The sequence below is a fragment of the Paenibacillus sp. FSL H8-0332 genome (genome assembly GCF_037963835.1).
In the GTDB taxonomy this organism is placed as follows: domain Bacteria; phylum Bacillota; class Bacilli; order Paenibacillales; family Paenibacillaceae; genus Paenibacillus_AQ; species Paenibacillus_AQ rhizoplanae.
The window spans coordinates 3,459,080-3,480,480 of sequence record NZ_CP150145.1; the positions used below are offsets into that span (position 1 = coordinate 3,459,080).

Annotated in this window: 6 protein-coding genes; all 6 read left to right on the top strand. The window is 55.7% G+C overall.

What is annotated here, in order from left to right; all coding sequences use genetic code 11:
- Nucleotides 1–3: 3 nt before the first annotated feature.
- The 6 genes from NST43_RS14890 to NST43_RS14915 are packed head-to-tail and all read left to right on the top strand — an operon-like array spanning nucleotide 4 to nucleotide 21,401.
- On the top strand, nucleotides 4–3,351 hold the full coding sequence (locus NST43_RS14890; protein WP_339225102.1) for an amino acid adenylation domain-containing protein: 3,348 nt from the start codon (nucleotides 4–6) through the stop codon (nucleotides 3,349–3,351).
- A gap of 5 nt (nucleotides 3,352–3,356) precedes the next feature.
- Nucleotides 3,357–6,512, top strand: a complete 3,156-nt coding sequence (locus NST43_RS14895) for a beta-ketoacyl synthase N-terminal-like domain-containing protein (protein ID WP_339225103.1) — start codon at nucleotides 3,357–3,359, stop codon at nucleotides 6,510–6,512.
- Nucleotides 6,512–13,087, top strand: coding sequence for an amino acid adenylation domain-containing protein (locus NST43_RS14900; protein WP_339225104.1), 6,576 nt, complete (start codon nucleotides 6,512–6,514; stop codon nucleotides 13,085–13,087). The genes NST43_RS14895 and NST43_RS14900 overlap by 1 nt, the downstream gene beginning before the upstream one ends.
- 25 nt (nucleotides 13,088–13,112) lie before the next feature.
- Nucleotides 13,113–19,733, top strand: coding sequence for an amino acid adenylation domain-containing protein (locus NST43_RS14905; RefSeq protein WP_339225105.1), 6,621 nt, complete (start codon nucleotides 13,113–13,115; stop codon nucleotides 19,731–19,733).
- 28 nt (nucleotides 19,734–19,761) lie between these two features.
- A complete protein-coding gene (locus tag NST43_RS14910; RefSeq protein ID WP_339225106.1) occupies nucleotides 19,762–20,646 on the top strand; it encodes a stalk domain-containing protein in 885 nt (294 codons plus the stop codon).
- On the top strand, nucleotides 20,643–21,401 hold the full coding sequence (locus NST43_RS14915) for a VOC family protein (RefSeq protein WP_339225107.1): 759 nt from the start codon (nucleotides 20,643–20,645) through the stop codon (nucleotides 21,399–21,401). Before NST43_RS14910 ends, NST43_RS14915 begins: the two co-directional genes overlap by 4 nt.

Consider the following 21,401-nt stretch of genomic DNA (forward strand, 5'->3'; position numbering starts at 1 on the left):
ATAATGATGATGAACAATGAGCTGTATGACCGATTATTGCGTAACAAAGGCATTTCAGTTCCGGGCCACAGGCACACCGCGATTCCCCGTACAGGAGAATCTGATTCCTTCGGTTTGTCCCCCGCGCAGCGCGGGATCTGGTTCCTCCAGCAGTTACACCCGGGCAGCGCAGCCTTCAATAACAGCGCAGTGCTGAAGATCGAAGGGAACCTCGACTTAGACTGCATGCGGGCAGCACTGCGCTCCCTGCTGGAGCGCCACGAACTGCTGAACGTAAATTACAGACAACACCATGGCGAACCGTACGCCTGCCCTCGCGCAGGAGCTTTAGCTTTTGAAGTCGTGGGAGTAGAGGGCATGGAGGGCGGTGGCGCAGCCATTTCTTCTGGAGGGCTGCATGCCGAAATCAGACGCATTGCAGGCAGTCCGATAGACCTGGAGCATGATCCGCTAATTTCTTTTACACTGCTGCAGAGGAGTGAACAGGAGCATATCTGGATCATCCGCATGCACCATATTATTGCGGATGGCTGGTCCAAGGGAGTCCTCCTTCGTGATTTCACACAGCTGTATGAAGCGGAGCTACACCGGAGAGCTCCAGACCTGCAGCCGCTGGCGATCCAGTACCGGGACTATGTAAGGTGGCTTGAGAGCCGGAGCGAAGAGACGGCGTATGCACGGGATCTTACATTCTGGTTGGATAAGCTGGAAGGCGCGCCTCCTATGCTGGACATACCCGCCGATTTCAAACGGCCAAGCACCATGTCGGGTTTGGGCGGGATGGAGCCGTTTCGGATAGAGACTGAAGTATTCGAGCGCATTAGCAGCTTTTGCCGGAAGGAACGCTTATCCGTGTTTCACTTCCTGCTGACCGTCTTCAAGACGCTGCTCTTCCGGTACTGTGCAGAAGAGGATTTACTTGTCGGTACGCCGGTAGCCGGACGGACAAGAACCGAGCTGGAGCCGCTGATCGGGATGTTCGTGAATACCGTGGTAGTCCGTACGCAGCCGCAGGACGGCCTGTCTTTTATAGACTATGCAAGGAGTGTTCAGCAAGAGGCTTTGCTGGCTTTTGACCATCAGGACCTGCCGTTCGATCTGCTTGTCGAGAGACTGAACCCGGACCGCGAGCGAAGCGTACAGCCTGTCTTTCAGACCATGTTCCAGCTTGATAATCTGGAGCTGCCTGTTATGGAAGCGCAAGGCCTCCGTATGTCAGCCGTCCCGCTGGACATCGGAATTGCCCAGAATGATCTGTCCGTATCCTGCTGGGAGGAGGACGGAGGACTACGGGGGACTTTTGAATTCAGCTCCGATCTCTTCACAAGAGCAACAGTGAGACGAATGATCGGGCATTTTATCCGGCTGACGATGGCCGCTCTGAACGATCCGCAGGAGACGCTTGGACGGCTCAATCTGCTGGAGGCCTCAGAAGAGAAGCTGATTGTACGGACATGGAACGAAACGGAGCAGCCCATACCGGAACATGGATTTGTAAGCTGGATTGAGCGCAGAGCTGGCCTGACTCCAGAGAAATGCGCGGTGCTTGAGGGAGAACATGCCCTTAGTTACCATACCCTGAATCAGTGGGCGAACCATCTTGCGGCACAACTTATGGACAAACACTTCTACGCGGAGATGCCGGTGATCGTCTGCCTTCCCTCCTCGGGACGTTTTGTGGCCGCTGCACTTGCCATATCCAAAGCAGGAGGAGCCGTGGTACCCGTTGATCCTGCGATGCCCAAGGAACGTATCCGGCAGATGGTAGAGGAGCTTGGCGACGTGTATGCACTGAGTGATGCCGTCCATTCCTTGCTGCTGCCGCTCCCGCCAGAGCGTGTAATCCTACTGGACGAACAGCTCCCGGTGTTCGATGAGCAGAATGAGCGGGGACCGGAGCATCGATTACCGCCGCAGGCGCTAGCTTTTATCATCTTCACTTCCGGTTCGACAGGGGTTCCGAAAGGAGTGCTTCTGGAGCGGCGCAGCATCGATAACCTGGTCCACTCCTTTCTATCATCGTATCAGGTGACGGACGCGGATTGTCTGCTGCCCATTACATCGGTTGCTTCAGCCAGCTTCATCGGAGAGTCGCTGCCGATTCTGGCTGCCGGAGGGACACTCGTCCTGCCGGATACCGAAACAGTGCTGCACCCGGGCAAGCTGAGGGCCTACATGGAGCAACATCACATCACGATCCTCAGCACCGTACCCTCTATGGTTCGGCGCTTGAATAGCAACGGCGGAACCTCTTCCCGGCTTCGCCTCATTCTGAGTGGGGGAGAGACTCTGCTGCCCACGCATGTGGACAAGCTGCGCGGAATGGATATTGCCAACGGTTATGGACTATCAGAATCCGGCGTGTGCAGTACGTATAAGTTACTGAAGCCTGGCCAGGATGGGGGGCAAGCCGTGTCCGCCTCACTAGGCCGGCCGGTAGCCAATCAGCAGGTCTATGTGCTGGACGCTCATTTACGGCCGGTTCCGATTGGGGTCAAGGGACAAATCTGTATCTCTGGACACGGATTGGCCCGCGGATATTTGAATCGTAGTGACTTGAGCGAAGCGGCATTTGTTCCCCATCCGTTCCGCCAAGGCGAGCGTCTGCTGCTGACAGGGGATACCGGATATTGGCTCCCCGGCGGCGAGCTTGCCTTTATCGGCCGCAGCGACCGGCAGGTCCAGATCCGCGGGTACCGGATTGAACTAAGTGAAGTAGAGCGGCATTTGTGCACATACCCGGAAGTCGAAGAGGCAGCCGTGCATCCTCAGTCCGATTTTGAAGGGAACCTGCGGCTGATCGCATACTATACGGTCCGCAGCCAAGCGAGCATTATCGGCCAGCAATTGGCGCATTGGCTGGAATCGCGGATACCTTCGTACATGAAGCCAGCGGCTTATATTCAGCTTGAGCGTATACCTTACAATGCCAATGGCAAGCTGGAGGTTTCTTCCCTTCCGCAGCTTGGCGATAGCCTTGCCCGTAGCGGGGCCGCCTATGAACAGCCCCAGACCAGCGCAGAGATAACCATTGCAAAGCTCTGGGAGGAGATTCTACAGCTCCGGCACTTTGGCGTGGAAGACAACTTTTTTGATCTGGGCGGACATTCGCTCCTGCTCGCCAAAGTGCATGACCGGCTCAGCCGGGAATTTCCCGTTCCGCTGACGCTGGTAGATTTGTTCAAATACCCTACGGTCCGTTCACTTGCCGGATATCTCAGCGAAGGCTCGCGCAATACTCTGGGGACAGACATTTACGAGACGGCCGCGAAGCAAAAAAATGCATTTCTCCGTTACCGGAAAACAGCTTCTTCCGTAGCGGTTCGCAGCACCATAGAGAAGGAGGAATAGATGCTATGAGTCATCCTGAGTATCCTTATAACGGAAATGAAATTGCGGTCATCGGCATGGCAGGAAGATTCCCGCAGTCCGAGAACCTGGAGGCCTTCTGGCAGAATCTGACCGGGGGAAAAGAGTGTATTTCCCATTACTCCAGCCGGGAGCTGGAGGAGGCAGGCATTGATCCCGAAATTCTGAGTCAGCCGAATTATGTCCGGGCCAAAGGGGAGATCGGCCAGCTTGATGCGTTCGATGCCGCTTTTTTCGGGATCAATCCCAAGGATGCGGAGCTTATGGACCCCCAACACCGGATGATGCTCGAATGTGCTTGGGAAGCGCTGGAGCATGCTGGCTACCAATCCGCGGAGTGTGGAAGCTCCATGGGCGTTTTTGTAGGAAAAAGCATGAGTTCCTATCTGTTCCTGAACCTCTATCCTCATATTCAAAAAATGCTGGCCACCGGCAATTTGCAGGCTGCCATCGGCAATGACAAGGACAGTATGGCTACAACGATCTCCTATCGCCTGAACCTCAAAGGCCCGTCTATGGCGGTGCAGTCCTCGTCATCCACCTCTCTGGTCTCCGTCTGCATGGCAGCCCAGAGCCTGTTGACCTATCAATGTGACACGGCACTGGCTGGCGGCATCACGGTTGGCCCGCCTGAACGTGCCGGCTACCTGTTTGAGCCTGGAGGAATTATGTCCGCGGACGGGCACTGCCGCGCTTTTGACGAGAATAGCAGCGGATTTGTTCCCGGCAACGGTTACGGTCTTGTCGTGCTGAAACGGCTGGATGAAGCGATCCGCGACAAGGACCATATCTGGTCTGTCATCAAGGGATTTGCCGTCAACAATGACGGAGCGGATAAAATCAGCTATACCGCGCCAAGCGTAGGCGCCCAATCCGAAGTCATCGCTTCGGCCCAGGCGCTGGCAGAGGTTCACCCGGAGACGATCGGTTACGTTGAAGCGCATGGAACCGGCACCCGGATGGGCGATCCCATTGAAATAGAGGCGTTGACCCAAGCGTTCCGCCTTGGCACGAATCAGCGCGGGTATTGCCCGATCGGTTCGGTCAAGACGAACATAGGGCATCTCGATTCTGCCGCCGGCATTGCCGGATTCATCAAAGCGACGCTTATGCTGCACCACAAGCAAATTCCGCCGACGCTCAATTATGAGCGCCCTAATCCGGCGATTGACTTTGACGGCAGTCCTTTTTACGTAAACACAGGGCTTATAGATTGGAAGGGGCAAGCCTACCCGCGCCGCGCCGGAGTGAACTCGCTCGGTATGGGCGGCACCAATGCCCACGTGATCCTTGAAGAGGGTCCGCGTATGGACAGTGAACCAGCCGCGCCCAGGTGGCATATTCTTCCAGTGTCGGCGAAATCCGAGACCTCCCGTGACGGTAATCTGTCCCGGCTGCAGCACTATTTAAGCGAAGAGACGCAGACGAAACTAGCGGATGTGGCATATACACTGTCGGTTGGACGGCAGGCGTTCGGGATCAGGGCGGCTGTGGTCTGCTCCACGCAGGAAGAAGCTGTCCTGGCCATGGAAGCATCGGACCCGCAAGGGCTATACCAAGGAGAAAGTCCTTCCAGAAACCGTCCTCTAGTGTTTATGTTCACGGGGCAAGGCTCGCAATATATCGGGATGGCGGCAGGCCTATACGCTGCTGAGCCGGTATTTCGTGAGTATTACGACCGCTGCGCAGTGCAGATCCATAGCCTGACGGGGATGGATATTAAGCCATTGATGCAATCCGTGAAGAATCTTCCACAAGCACTGGACGTGAACGAGACCGCGCTTACCCAGCCGCTGTTGTTTGCTGTTGAGTACGCTATGGCCCAGCTCCTGATCAGCCGGGGACTTCGTCCACAGGCCATGATCGGTCATAGTCTGGGAGAGTACGCTGCAGCCGCAATCGCAGGTGTGTTCCAGCTCGAAGATGCCGTTATGCTGGTCTGCCGCAGGGCAGAGTGGATGTCCCGGACCGAAAGCGGAGCGATGCTGGCAGTTGGGCTCAGCCGTGAAGCAGTAAACGGATATCTGCAAGAGAGAATTACGCTGGCAGCGGTCAACAGCCCCGGTCTATGCGTGTTGTCGGGAGAAGAGGCCGCCATTGCCAAACTGGAACAGCGGCTGACAGAAGAAGGTATTTTCAATAAAAAACTATTCACCTCTCACGCCTTCCATTCGCCGCTGATGCAGCCGATGGCCGCCGCTTACCATGAGCTGTTGATGCAGGTGGAACTAAAGGAACCCTCTGTTCCAATCATGTCCTGTCTTACCGGGAGCTGGCTGAAGGCTGAGGAGGCTATCGACCCCGGGTACTGGACCCGGCATATCCTTGAGCCGGTTGTCTTTATGGATGGACTTGGGGCTCTGCTGCGCGAAGGAAACCGGTTGTTTGTCGAAGTTGGACCCGGCTCCACATTATGTGGGCTCGGGCGGCAGAACCCGGCTGCGGCTGAAGACAGTCTGTGGGTACCCGCCTTGCGTTCTGTCCAAGGACAAGACGAGGACACGCGGGTGCTGGCACAGGCTATAGCCAACCTATGGGTATGCGGTGCAGAGGTGGATTGGGGGCTTTATTTCGGAAATGAGACGCGCCGGCGGGTTCCGCTGCCAACATATGCGTTCTCCCGGCAGAGCTACTGGGTATATCCCGAAGCTGCCCCGTCCGGCTCAAATGCCTCGGTTACGGTTACGTCAGGGACACAAGCATCCGGGAAATCCGTACCGTTCAGTTCCATTCCCGAGCAACGTCAAACCGGATCACGCCATGCCCGCCCCAAGGTAACGGCAGCGTACCGTGCAGCGGAGGGGAGCATCGAGCAGCAGCTCGTGGAGATTTTGGAGCGGGAGCTGCATATTCATCCGGTGGGTGCGGATGATAACTTTTTCGAGCTGGGAGGTCATTCGCTGCTGGCTACCCAGGTACTGGACCGGATTCGGCAAGCTTTGGGCGTACAGCTGTCCATCGAGAGCATATTCCTTCGTCCGACCGTTAGCGGAATGGCCCAATTGCTGGAGAATACGTCCGGGGAGACCCGCAAGGAGCAATCCATTGCAGGTTTGTTCCAGGAAGTGGCTGCCATGAGCAGTCGCGAAATCGCCAGCAGCCTTGCAGAGGACAAACTCAAACCGGGCGGAGGGAAGGGGTAATGGCCGAACAAGTAACCTTCTCCTCATTGTCGCCTGAGCACAAACAATGGTTCCGGCGGCAAATGCGGGAACGGGGTATTCCCGTGCTGCAGATTCCTTTGGACAAACAACCACGCGACGGCAATGGATTACCGTTGTCCTACAGCCAGGAGCGTTTATGGCTGATGGAACAGCTCGGCGGCACCGCCTCCAGTTATCATCTGCATCAGGCCATCCGAATTACCGGTGCGGTGAAGAAGGATCATTTGGAAGCCAGCCTGCGCTTGCTGGCGGCTGCGCACGAGAGCTTCCGGACCTCATTCACCGCTGCAGAAGGGAAACCGCAGCAGCACATCGCCGCCGACAGCGCCATTCCGCTGCTGCAGGTCAAGGTTACAGGGGCAACGGAAGCGGAGCGGCTGCACCAGGTCGAACAAGCGGCCCAGCCGCTGCTTACGCAGCCGTTTGATCTCGGCAGGCCGCCCTTGCTGCGCGCCGGATTATACGAGCTGGCAGAAGACGACCACATGCTGGTGTTCGTCATTCATCATATTGTTGCCGATGGCTGGTCGCTAAGATTGCTTACAGAAGAATGGGTGCAGCTCTATAACGTATTATGCAAAGGCCTGAACCCACCGCATAATCATCGTGCATCCGACTATGCCGATTATGCCTGCTGGCAGAGAGAATGGATGCAGGCAGAGATGCTGACAGAAGGTTTGCATTACTGGAAAGAGCAGCTGGAGGGCGCAGATCCTTTCTATACAATTCCTTCATCCTGCCCGCGCCCGCGCTTGCTGACCTCGGGCGGAGACAGCTGCATGCTGCGGATCGAAGCGGAGGAGCTTGAAGCGCTCAGAGTTCTCGCAAGATCGGCTGGCGCCTCGCTCTTCATGACTGTCCTGGCTGCCTTTAACGTGCTGCTGTACCGATATACCGGCAGGGGTGACGTTGTGGTCGGCACTCCGACAGCGGGAAGATGCCGTGAAGAAACCGAAGAGATGCTGGGCTGCTTCGTGAACAATGTGGTGTTAAGAACGGATATCCGCGAAGCAGGCAGCTTCACAGAGGTTCTGCAACTGACCATGCAGACCGTGCTTGGAGCCCTGAAAGCTCAGGACATCCCGTTCGAGCATGTACTGGATGCATTGAATCCGCCCCGGGACATGGCTTATTCACCTTTATTCCAGCTCTTTTTTATCTTCCAGCAAGGCGGCAAGGCATTAGATCAACTGGACGGTGCTGTCTGCACGCCGCAGAAGTGGACTCAGCCGTCTGCCAAATTCGATATCACACTGGAAGTTATTGAGCATCTCCACCATTTGGATATCATGCTGGAATACAACACTGATCTCTATGACAAAAGAATAGCCGAAGGACTGCTCGCCAACTATGTCTGGATGCTTGGTCATTTGCCGGCGAAAGCGCAGCAGACGCTCCCGCAGCTTCCTTTGATTTCCCCGGTTGAAGCTGCGGAGCTGCATAAGGCAGGCACCGGCCCGGGGGTTGTTTACCCGGAGCAAGCGACACTGTATTCACTGGTAGAGCGGCAAGCCGCTGCCAGTCCGTCCGCCATTGCTATGGTATGCGGCCCCCGTTCCTATACTTATGCCGAATTGTATGTCGCGGCAGAGCGGTTAGCAGCCTATTTGCAGGACTCCCTCGGTGCAGGGCCGGGGCACCGCATTGGGATCTGTGCCCGTTCTTCGTTCGAGCTGGCAGCAGGCATCCTGGGCATTCTGATCAGCGGCGGCGCTTATGTTCCGCTCGACCCGGCCTTTCCAGAGCAGCGGCTGCAATACATTGCGGGCCACGCCGGGCTGGACTGCATTCTGGTAGATCATCCTGCGGAAGCCGTGCGGTTCGGCAACCATCGTTGCTGTGACATCAGCCCAGGCAGCCCGTGTTGGCAGACTAATCATGCTCTGCCTGACTTCAAGGCATCTGAACGACCGCAGCTCGCTTATATGATTTATACCTCCGGGAGTACAGGCCAGCCCAAAGGGGTAGCCGTGACTCACCGGAATGCGGTCCATTTCCTATATGCCATGCAGGACCTGCTGCAGCTGAATTCAGAGGATTCTTTGTTGTCTGTCACGACATGCTCATTTGATATTTTCTTGCTTGAGCTGTTCTTGCCATTATCCGCAGGGGCCACGGTGGTCTTTCCACAGGAGGGAAGCAGCAGCGATCCGGGACAGCTTATGGAGAATATGAATCGTTATAAGCCGACCATTATGCAGGCAACACCGGTATTGTGGCGGCTGCTGCTGGCGGAGGGCTGGCAGGGTTCACCGCATATGACCGTACTCTGCGGTGGTGAGGAACTGAAGCCGGAGCTTGCTGCACAATTGTTGCACCGGGGTAAAGCGGTATGGAATCTGTATGGTCCCACCGAAACGGCGGTATGGTCTCTGGCCCACAAACTTACGCCGGACGACCTCCTGCACAAAGTCCCGATTGGCAGACCGGTCGGACGTACAACCTGCCGGGTCCTGGATGAAGCACTGGCACTTGTGCCGTTCGGAGCCGAGGGCACACTGTACATCGGAGGTGACGGCGTAACGGACGGCTATCACCGTCAGCCGGAGCTGACCGCGCAGAAGTTCATCAAGAATCCGCTGGATAAGGCGGGAGGGCGGTTATTTAACACAGGGGACCGGGTCCGGCTGCTGCCTGGAGGAGCAATGGTCTATCTCGGCCGTAATGACCAGCAGCTCAAGCTGCGGGGCTTCCGCATCGAGCCTTCTGAGATTGAACAGCAGTTGAACCTTCAGCCGGAGATTGCGGCAAGCGCCGTGGTCGCTTGCGACGACGGACAGGGAGAACCCCTGCTGGCAGCGTATTGGGTGCCGTCCGCTTCAGCCGCCGGCAACGAAGCCACTGCTGATGAAGCAGACTGGAAGGAGATTCTGCGTAAGGTGCTTCCCAGTTATATGATCCCGGCACGTTTTGTTAAGCTTGCTGAGCTGCCTTTAACACCGAACCGCAAGGTAGACCGGCAATTCCTTTCACGCCTGCCACTGGATAAGGCGGTGTTAACCCGCAGCTACACAGCGCCGCGAAGCACAACTGAGAGCCGGCTCGCCGAGATATGGGGTGAGGTGCTGAACCGGACCGGCGTTGGAATTCACGATCATTTTTTTGATTTGGGTGGTAATTCACTGTTGGCTGTCAAGCTGCTGACTGAAATCCGCTCCAGGATGCAGGTGGAGCTGACGCTCCGGGAGCTGCTTATCGCCTCCACCGTTGCCAACATGGCAACAGAACTGGATGACGCTGCGGCATCACCTTTGTCAGAGACGGGAAGCTCAGCCAGAGTGGGCTTACCCGAATTTATAGTATCTCCGGAAGAAGCCTTTGAGACTTTTCCTTTGACCGAGGTGCAGATGGCCTACTGGAGCGGAAGACGGACAGACAGCGCCGCTACTCATGTCTATCAGGAGATGGAGTTTGCAGGGCTTGATATTGAACGTTTCGAACAGTGCTTCCAGACACTTATTAAGCGGCACCCTATGCTGAGGGCAAGGGTTATGCCGGATGGCATGCAGCAGATTCTGGAAGAGGTTCCGCCTTATCCGGTGAGAATGACAGACGTAAGCGGCTGCTCCGAATCGGAGCGCGTCTCACGGCTGGACGACATTCGTCAAGTGATGTCGCAGACGATTCATACCGGCAGTTGGCCCATGTTCACCATTGAAGCCACCCGGCTGCCCGAAGGACTGACCCGGCTGCATATCAGCTTTGACCTTATGATCGCGGATGCGCTGAGTTTTCGGATTATCCTGGATGAACTGGCTGCGCTGTATGCCGGAACAGACCCATTGCCGCCCCTGGAAGCAACTTTCCGTGATTATGTGCTGTCCTTGCAGTCCGTAACCTCCGCAGACCGTTATAGAATGGCGCAGAGCTATTGGCAAGAGCGGCTCCCCCGCCTCCCGGCCGGTCCGCAGTTGCCTGTTGCGGCTTCTCAAGGCCTCAAGCGGCAGGCATTCAAGCGCTGGAAGGCCGTTCTGCCGGCCAGTCTCTGGTCGAGGCTGTCAGCGGCGGCACGCAGACGGGGGTTAACTTCCTCCGCCTTGCTGCTCGCCTGTTATGCGGAAGTACTTGCGCTGTATGCCAAGCAGCCGCATTTCTTGTTGAACCTAACGCTGTTTAACCGTCTTCCGCTGCATCCGCAGCTGGAGCAACTGGTTGGCGATTTCACCACCATCAGTCTGCTGGAGGTCGATTACCGTGACCCTCTTCCTTTTGGCAGCAGGGCTGAACTGCTCCAGGAGCGTCTGTGGTCCGATCTCGATCACCGCCTTTACAGTGGCATCCGTGTGACAGAACAGCTTATGGCCTACAGCATTCTGAGTGAGCCGGTTCCGGTGGTGTTCACAAGCCTGCTGGACTTGTCTGACAAGGAGCAGACGACTGCCGGATTCGATGAGATCTTCCAGCGGAGGAATGAACCGGATACAGAAGCACGCAGTCTGTCGGAGACACCTCAGGTATGGCTGGATCACCAGGTAGCTGAGCGGGACGGCGAGCTTCACTACAATTGGGACGCGGCCCTGAGCAAGTTCCCGCCGGGAGTGCTGGATGAGATGTTTGACATCTATGGCAGCTTGCTGCGCCGTTTGGCAGCAGAAGAAGAGGCTTGGGAGCTGCCCCTGCCGCTGGCCGATTCAGGTTCAGCCGGATTCGCACACCGTCTTAGACTGGCGGATATTGATACACGGCACCAACACCTACAGGAGACGCAGGACATTGCCCTGCATCATGGCTTTCAGCGGATGGCCCGCACTCAGCCCAATGCTCCGGCCCTGATCGCGGGTGGAACTACTTTCTCTTACGGAGAGTTGAACCGCAGAGCCAATGCTATAGCGCATCAGCTGGTGGCGTATGGCATACAACCGGAGACATTGGTTGCCGTAGTGATGGAAAAAGGCTGGGAGCAGGTGGCCGCGGTTCTAGGGATCTTAAAGGCAGGAGCTGCCTACCTGCCGGTAGACGCAGGTCTGCCCGCCTTCCGCATTGGAGAGCTGCTGGAGCTCGGACAGGTTCAAGTGGTACTGGTCCAGTCCTCTGTCCCTGTATGGGATTGGGCGACTACCTCTATTCACACCATAGAGGTCAACGGAAATACTGGAAACGAAGAGACACCGGAATATGGAGGCAATGCGGACGGAATAGGCGCGCAACTGGCCTACGTTATATTCACTTCCGGCAGTACAGGAACGCCCAAAGGGGTGATGATCAGTCATATAGCCGCAGTTAATACGTTGTCTGACATTAACCGCAGCTATGGGCTGAACCCGCAGGATGTCGTGCTGGGCCTTTCTTCGCTAAGCTTCGATCTGTCCGTATTCGACATCTTCGGCTGCCTGGCGGCAGGAGGCACACTGGTGCTGCCGGACCCGCAGCGGCTGCGTGATCCGGCACACTGGCTGGAGCTGATGCAGAAGCACCGGGTTACGGTCTGGAACAGCGTTCCCGCCTTCATGAATATGCTATTGATGTATGCCGCATCTGAAGTACGGCTGAATTCCCTCAGACTGTGCCTGCTAAGCGGAGACTGGATTCCTTCTACTCTTCCGGGAGCTATTCAACGCCTGAGTGCTCAGGCTGAGGTCATTGCGCTTGGCGGGGCAACCGAAGCTGCGGTCTGGTCGATTCAATTCCCGGTTCATACTGTCGATCCGGCTTGGACCAACATTCCCTATGGTCTATCCATGTCCGGCCAGCGAGTATATGTGCTGAATGCACGGATGGAAGAATGTCCAGTATCGGTGCCGGGAGAGTTATATATTGGCGGTCTGGGCGTTGCCAGCGGCTACTGGCGGGATGAGCTCCGCTCTGCAGAACGTTTTATCCTGTCGCCTATCACCGGAGAACGCCTCTACCGGACGGGGGATTGGGGCCGCTATGGCTCAGACGGAGTCATTGAATTCCTTGGACGCGACGACCTCCAGGTCAAAATCAGCGGCTACCGTATTGAATTAAGCGAAATCGAAAGTACCCTGAAGGCCTGTCCCGGCGTTCAAGAGGCTGTTGTGCTTGCTGAAGGTGAGGAGGACGCGAGACGTCTGCGCGCTTTTGTAATTCTCGGTTCGGAAAGCCTGTCCTTGCCGGACTTGGCAACACTGCGTTCCCATCTGCGTTCCCGGCTTCCGGGCTACATGGTTCCTTACAGCATCAGCATTCTCGAACAATTCCCTTTGACTCCCAACGGCAAAACGGACCGCAAAGCACTGCTGGCCATTCTGCCTGAGACGATTGAACTTGCAGCGGTACCGGCACAATCCTCATTGGAAGAAGGAATTATCTCCATATGGAAGGAGCTCCTGAACCGTCCGCATATCAGCAGGGATGAGCATTTTTTCGACCTTGGCGGCAATTCGCTCAAGCTGGTTCAGATGCAATTGAAGCTGCAGAGTATGCTTAACCGCGAGATTCCTATTATCGAGCTGTTCAGGCATAGCTCTGTCGCAGCGATGGTTGAATTTTTCGGAAGTGCTTCAGTGGACAAGTCCCCGGCAGGGATGGAGCAAAAAGCGGTGGACCGCGCAGACAGACGGTTTCAAGCCCGGCAGACACGCCGCAGATGATTATGAACATAAGGGAGGAAACACATTGAGCAAGCAACAGTCGGAGCAGGACATAAGCAATGATATCGCCATCGTCAGCATGGTGTGCCGGTTCCCCGGGGTAGATTCCGTGGAGCAGTATTGGGAGCTTCTCGCCAGTGGCACGGATGCGCTTCAGCTAAGCCCCGCACCGGCAGGACCCGGCGTAGAACCCTTGAACCGCTTGGGTAGGGAAGGCCTGATCCCGGTGAATACCGCACTCAAGGATGTCGAGAAATTTGATGCAGCCTTTTTCAAGCTGACCGGCAGGGAAGCCGAAATCACCGATCCGCAGCATCGGCTTTTTATGGAGAGCGCCTGGGAGGTACTGGAGAAGGCAGGTTACAACCCGCTGAATTATCCCGGACTGATCGGTTTGTTCGCAGGAGTCAGCACCAGTACTTACCTGATTAACCACTTGCTTGCGGACAGGGACCGGAACGAATCCGTCAGTGATTTGCAGCTTATGATCGCCAATGACAAGGACCATATGACCGCCCAGATTGCCTATCGCCTAAATATTTGCGGGCCTGTCGTTGCTGTACAAACGGCTTGTTCGACTTCGCTCGTAGCCACGCATCTGGCCTGTGAAAGTCTGCTCAGCGGACAATGCGACCTTGCACTGGCAGGGGGCGTGACGTTCAAATTCCCGCAAGTTCCGGGCTATCTGTATCACCAAGGGGGGCTGAGCGCAGCAGATGGGATGATTCACGCTTTTGACGCTGAGGCTACTGGGACTGTATACAGCAATGGCCTGGGAATCGTCGTCTTAAGAAGGCTTGAAGATGCACTGCGGGACGGAGATATGATCCAGGCTGTAATCAAAGGTTCGGCTATTAACAGCGACGGTGCTAACCGGATCGGCTATGCCGCCCCCGGTGTAGATGGCCAGGCGGCGGTCATTGCGGAAGCCATGAGCATCGCCCAAGTCCAGCCGGATGCAATCAGCTACGTGGAAGCTCACGGCAGCGGCACGCCGCTCGGAGATGATATTGAGCTTGAAGCGCTAAGCAGAGCGTTTGCAGCAGCGCGCTCCAACCATTTTTGTGCAATTGGTTCAGCCAAAACCAATATCGGCCATGTCGAGATGGCTTCCGGGGCAGCCGGTCTGATCAAAACCGCCTTGGCGCTCAAGCACCGGAAAATTCCGGCCAGCCTTCATTTTGAGACACCGAATCCCAAGCTTGAGGAGCATAACAGCCCCTTCTACGTGAATGATATGCTTGCGGACTGGGATGCCGGGGAACATGGGCGGTATGCCGGAGTCAGCTCCTTTGGACTAGGTGGAATCAATGCCCATCTGGTGATGACAGAAGCACCGCTTCAGGCGGAAGGGGAGGAGGAGAACCGCTGCGAGCTTCTGGTCCTGTCGGCCAAGACAGCAAGTGCACTGGAGCGGATGTGCGCCAATATGGCGGCCCATATAGAAATACATCCGCAGCTTAATCTAAGCGACGTGGCCTATACCCTTAAGACAGGACGGGCGGTATTTGCCGCTTCAAAAGCGATTGTCTTTCGCGGACGCACCGATCTGCTGGAGCAGCTAAGGGCTGCGGGTGTAACGGGTATTACACATCAGGGAGCTGCACCGGAGGGCAAGCAGGCCGTTTGCGTAAGCTTCTCCCCAAGCTGTGTGCTCGCTGCAGAAGAGGCCCGCGATTTATACGAATCGAATCCGTCATTCCGCCAGTTGATCAGTGAGCTGTCCGACCAAATCCGCCGCTCCTATCCACTCGACCTGAGACATTATATTCGGTCCGCCCTTGCACCTGATCCCTCTTCCGCTACCGGGAGAATGCTGTCGTTTGCACTGCAACTCTCGCTTGGCCGCCTATTCCTTGGCTGGGGTATTCAAGCCTCTTCCATCGTTGGCAGCGGAGTAGGTGACTGGGTCAGACAGGTGTTGATGGGCGAATGCGCCTTGGAGGATGCTGTACATCACCTATCCAGCGAAGACAAGGATTATACTTCCCCTCATGCATCTGAACAGGTGGAGCAGGTCTATGTCCTGAACCTGGGCAAGCCCGGCGCCTCCGGCGGCCAGATTGCAGTGGCAGGCCAAGCGCCCGGACTATATTGGCTGCACAGCGAAATCGCCCGGTTATGGCTGGCAGGGGCAGAACTGGATTGGGCGCTGTATTACGAAGGAGAACGCAGACGTAAGGTGGAGCTCCCAACCTATCCTTTTGAACGAGATGTATTCTGGATTGGCCCTTCCAGCGGGCGTGACGCAGCAGAGGTTGATCGTGACAGCCGCCAAGAGAACAGAACGGCAGACAACAGCTATTATCAGCAAAAGGTCAAAGAAATCTGGGAGCAGAGCCTGGGGCTTAAAATCGCGGACGGACAGGAGACCTTCTTCGAGCTGGGCGGCCATTCCCTGCTGGCGACCCAAATTTTGTTCGTAATGAACAAGACCTTCCGTACAGAAATTACGCTACAGCAATTTTTCGATCATCCTACTGTGGACGATCTGGCTGCATTGGCAGCGGAGCAAGCCGGGCAAGGCATCAGTGCGTATACGGATCTTCCCGAGGTGCAGGTTGCCTTGGCGGAGCGGTATGATCCCTTTCCTCTGACCGATGTGCAGAAGGCTTACTGGATCGGACGTTCGGAGGGTCTAGAGCTTGGAAATGTATCGACCCATATGTATTTTGAAAATGATCTCGCTGACCTTAATCTGAGCACGTTCCAGCTGGCGTTCCAAGCGCTGATTGACCGGCATGACATGCTTCGCTCAGTCATTCTTCCGGATGGGCAGCAGCAGATCTTGCCTCAAGTTCCCAGCTATATCATCCGCTCCAATGACAGCACCACTTCCGGGGAAGAGGAGCGAAGCGCCCATGTGCAGTCTATACGTGAAGAGATGTCGCACCAGGTGCTGGATTGCTGCCAGTGGCCGTTGTTTGATGTCCGCGCGACGCGGCTGCCTGAAGGCAAGGTCCGGCTGCATATCAGTGTCGATCTGCTAATCGCCGATGCCTGGAGCCTGGAGCTGCTGCTGCGTGAGCTCTCTGTACTTTACCTGAATCCAGCCCATGTCTTCGAGCCGCTGACCTTGTCCTTCCGCGACTATGTGCTGGCCACGGCAGAGATTGAAAAAAGCGAATTATTCCGCCGCTCCGAGACGTACTGGAAGGGACGGCTGGACTCCCTGCCCATGGGACCGCAGTTTGAACTTGTGAAGGAACCGTCTCAAGTGCTGAAGCCGGAATTCAGACGGCGGCAGCATGTCATCTCCGCCCCAGACTGGAAGCAGCTCAAAAAGAGAGCGGAACGTTATGGCATTACCTCAACGGTGGCTTTGCTGTCTGCTTTTTCGGAGGTGCTGACGTTATGGAGCCGCAAGGCGCATTTCGCCCTGAACCTGACCTTATTCAACCGCTTGCCGATCCATCCCGAAGTGGGCGAAGTCATTGGGGACTTCACCTCCCTGACTCTGCTGGAAATTGACAACCGTGAACCGGGTGCCTTCATCAGCCGGGCCCAGCGCCATCAGCGCAGGCTGCTTGAGGATATGGATCACCGGTATTTCAGCGGTGTGCGGGTGACAAGGGAGCTGCTGGCCAAATACAAAGAGCCATCAAAGGCGATTGTACCCGTAATCTTCACAAGCATTCTGAATCAGACGGAACAAGCTGCGACCGAAGGCCAGCCCGCCCAGGCCTTGCAGGAGGATCGCTACAGTGTCTCGCAGACCCCTCAGGTGTGGCTGGATCACCAAGTGCTGGAACGGGATGGGGAACTGCATTTCAATTGGGATTCTGTGGATGAACTGTTCCCGGACGGCATGCTGGACGAGATGTTCGCTGCGTATTGCGGGCTGCTGGACATGCTGGCCCAGGAACCCCAAATATGGGAAGAACCACTGCCGCTAAGTACGGAGCTTTCGCACAGGATGCCCCACCGTGAGCGTCTTCAGGAGGTTACAGACTTCCATACCCGGGTACTGCCGCCGAATCCGTCACCTGGATCACTGCTGGAGCGTTACCACAACAACGTAAGGCAACGACCATCCGCAGTGGCACTTATCGCCTCTGGCAGGCAGCTTAGTTATTCTGAATTGAATGACTACGCCGATTACGTTGCCGGTCAGCTTATCCTGAATGGAGCCCGGCCGGGCGGCCCGATAGCCGTTGTAATGCACAAGGGCTGGGAGCAGATTGCTGCCGTGCTTGGGATTCTCAAGGCTGGCTGCGCATATCTTCCCGTGGATGCTTCGCTTCCCCAAGCCCGGATCGCCGAGCTTCTGCGGCTTGGACAAGTTGCTGCTGCTGTCATTCAGCCCGATTTGGATCATACCGATTGGCCGCAGCTTATACACGTTGTTCTGAACGGACAGTGTAAGCCAGACGGCACCTACGGAGCTGAGGACCCGGAGGCGGCGGACCGCTTGGCCTATATTATGTTCACCTCTGGAAGCACAGGCGTTCCCAAAGGTGTCATGGTCAATCACCGCTCTGTCCTCAATACCACAGAAGCTATTCTTCACACTTATAACGTTGGACCGAAGGATGTCATGTTTGGCTTGTCTGCGCTGAACTTTGACCTATCCGTGTTTGATATCTTCGGTATGCTCTCTGCTGGGGGCACACTTGTTCTGCCGGACAAGGATCATCTCCGGGACCCTGCACATTGGCTGGAGCTGATGAACCGGACAGGCGTGACCCTCTGGAATACAGTTCCTGCACTCCTCAGCATGCTTACCGAACTGGTCAAAGATACGCCATCGCCTGTCTGCGGCTCACTGCGTCTGGCTCTGCTTAGCGGTGATTGGATACCGCTGGGCTTGCCTCAAGCCACCAGCCGGTTGAAGCCAGGGCTTGAGGTAGTCTCATTAGGCGGTGCCACTGAAGCAGCCATCTGGTCGATTGCTTACCCGATTCAGGAGGTTATGCCGGGCTGGACGAGTATTCCTTACGGACGTTCACTCGCCAATCAACGGGTATACGTGCTGAACGAACGGATGGAGGAGTGTCCTGTTGGCGTATGCGGGGAATTGTTCATTGGGGGAAACGGCCTCGCTACAGGGTACTGGCAGGATGAGCAGCGAACCATAGAACGATTCATCCGTCATCCTCTGACCGGCCAGCGGCTTTACCGCACCGGCGATCTTGGGAGATATGCGGAGGACGGAAATATAGAATTCCTGGGCCGGGAGGATTTGCAGATTAAGGTACGCGGGCATCGTATTGAGCTAGGCGAGATTGAAGCTGCCCTGAAATCCCATCCCTATGTCAAGGAGGCTACCGTAATCAGCCAAGGGGAAGGCGAACGCAAGCGGTTATCCGCTTATGTTACCGTAGACCGTGAACAGGCTTACGGTGTCGCGGGGATGGCCGGGCAGGAATTGATTACGGGGGCTGTGGACCGGATGTTGTTCAAGCTGAATGAACCCGCACTTCGTAAGAATCTATCTGGTAAAAGCTTCAGTCTAGCCGATGCAGTGGACGGCAATGTTCCCTTCCTTCAGCGACGCAGCTACCGCAGCTTTGTGCAGGAGCCGATTTCGCGGCAGCAATTCGGGGCATTTACGTCCGCTTTGTCACAAAGGACATTCGACGGTCTTCCTTTTCCCAAATTCCAATATGGTTCTGCAGGCGGGCTGTATCCAGTCCAGGTCTACTTCCATCTGAAGCCTGGAGCGGTAGAGGATCTGCCTGGCGGGCTGTATTATTACAACCGCAAGGAGCATCAGCTTGTACTGCTCGAAGAACATCCAAGGATGGAGGCTGCCATTCATGCACCAGGGAACCGTGAAGTTTTTGAAGCCTCGGCCTTCCAGATTTTCCTGATCGGCTGTATGGATGCAATCGTCCCTATGTATGGACAGAAGGATGGCCTGGGCTATTCGCTGATGGAAGCCGGGATCATCTCGCAGCTCCTGGAGGATAAAGGGCCTGAACACGGCATTGGCTTAATACAGATGGGGACTCTGGGCTTCGATCACATTCGCCCGCTGTTCCGTCTGCGCAGTAACGATGTATATATGCATTGCCTGCTTGGTGGAGGAATTACGCCTGAGCAGATGACTCTGTCCGGACAGGTGGAAGAGATGAACCTCTATTCGTCCAATAAAAACACTGCCAAGGAGAGCAAACCGGACATTAGCAAGGCCCTAACCGGTTATCTAAAAGAGAAATTGCCTTCCTACATGGTGCCGTCCGCTATACAGGAGCTGGAGAATTACCCGCTGACCGCCAATGGCAAAGTGGACCGCAAAGCGCTTGCTCTTCTGGAACCGCAGCTCCCGCAGAGCGAAGAAGCGTCTGGGATGACGACCGGCGAACTCCCCTCTGGATCAGCTTCGTTGTTGCAGCAGATTGCAGATGCCTGGCGCAAAGTTCTGAACCGTCAGGAGATTGGCCTGCATGATAACTTCTTCGATCTTGGCGGCGATTCGATCAGTATGGTTGCGCTCTTCCGCGAATTGCAAGAGGATTATGGAAGCCGACTGACCATGGTCGAGCTGTTCAGATATCCGACGATTACAGATCTCTGTGAATTTCTGCTGGAAGATGCCGCAGACTCACCGCCGCAGGATGGCTTGCCCCTGGAGCGTGAACGGGCTGATTCACGCCGCAGCTCCCTAGCCCAGTTAGCCGGTAAACAGCGGCAAGGCCGATAGACAATCTAAATTCAGGAGGGAATAGAATATGAAGAAATTGATGCTGCTATTATTTATTGCGCTGCTGGCCTGTTCGAGTGGCACTGCCTTATCGGCGGCCGCTCCGGCGGTCAAGATCACGTGGAATGGAACACCCATTACCTTTACAGGGGCCACACCGGTCCAGGAGGGCAAGACCTGGCTCATACCGATCCGGCCCGTCTCCGAAGAACTGGGTGCAGATTTGCAATGGGCTGCCAACGAAAAGAAGCTTACCCTGTCAACTTTTGCCCGAACGGCCATCCTGGTTGTCGGCAGCAAGCAAATGAAGGTCAACGAGCAGACCCTTACTCTTCATACCGCCCCTAGACAGTACCAGTCCGCCATCCTCGTTCCACTGGAGGCCCTGGAGGCGCTTGGGCTTGTAACCGCCTGGAATCCGGCGAAAACCGCAGTGGATCTGAAGCCGGAGTTCACCGTTGTCAAAAAGTACGTTTTCCCCATTCAGGTTGCAAGTATCCGTTACCGCGGCCAATACGAGGAAATCACCAAGGTCTTTACCCTGCTTGACAGCAAGGTGAAGGATGTCATCAATGGTAAAGGCATGAGTCTGTATTATGAGCAGAATTATGAACTTGGACATGACACAGAGATTTGCATTCCGGTCAGCAAGGCAGTGGAGGGCGAGTCTATAGAGTACAAGGGCCAGAAGATTCCGATAGTTACGAAGACGCTGGAAGGCGGTTATTTCCTGTCGGTGGTTCATCAGGGAACGCCGGATACGCTGGGTGACGTCTGGGCGCAAATAGACTTATATGCTAAAAATACAGGAGTCCAGCTCACATCACCGTCACGGGAAGTATATGTCCATGAGGATCTGAAGGATTACCGTAAGCAGGTTACCGAAATTCAGCTCCGGTTCAAAGACCTATGAAGCCTTATCACGAAGGTACGTTTTGCTGGGCTGAGCTAGGCAGTGGCGATCCGGCAGCATCCGCTGCATTCTATACCGCATTATTTCCTTGGAGCACGCAAACGACAACCATGGAAGATGAGCGAAGCTACACAGTATTCCAATCGGACGAACAAGATGTGGCTGCCATATATTCCTTAGGTGATCCCAAGCTGGCCGCTTTCTGGGGCTGCTACATTGCTGTTCAGGATGTGGAGCTATCAGCTGAACGGGCACAATCACTTGGAGCGCAAATGCTCATTGCTCCAAGACGTATAGCGGACAAGGGCGTAATGTGTGCCTTCCGTGATCCTGCCGGAGCGATGGTGGCTTTATGGGAAGCAGCAGAGCATCTGGGATCAGGTGTTCAGCACGAAGCGTACTCTATCGACTGGCATGAGCTATATACAATTGATCTGAACGCCGCCGCTCATTTTTATATGGAACTACTGGGGTGGTCCATGGAAGAAGTGCCTACTCCGTCAGGCCGTTATCTCCAGTTCAAAGTTGGAGCAGACTACGTAGCCGGCATGAAGGAAATTCCCCAAGACATGGCGAACATGAGCAGTGGCTGGGGATTATATTTCAAGGTTCCCGGATGCGAGAAGGTCACTCAGCAAGCGATAGCCTTGGGAGCTGTTGTGATTATCCCTCCAACGCCAGTGCCGGGTGGCGGGACCTTTGCCACTTTGCAAGATCCGCAGGGAGCTTTCTTTTCGATCCAGCACGGGTTCTAG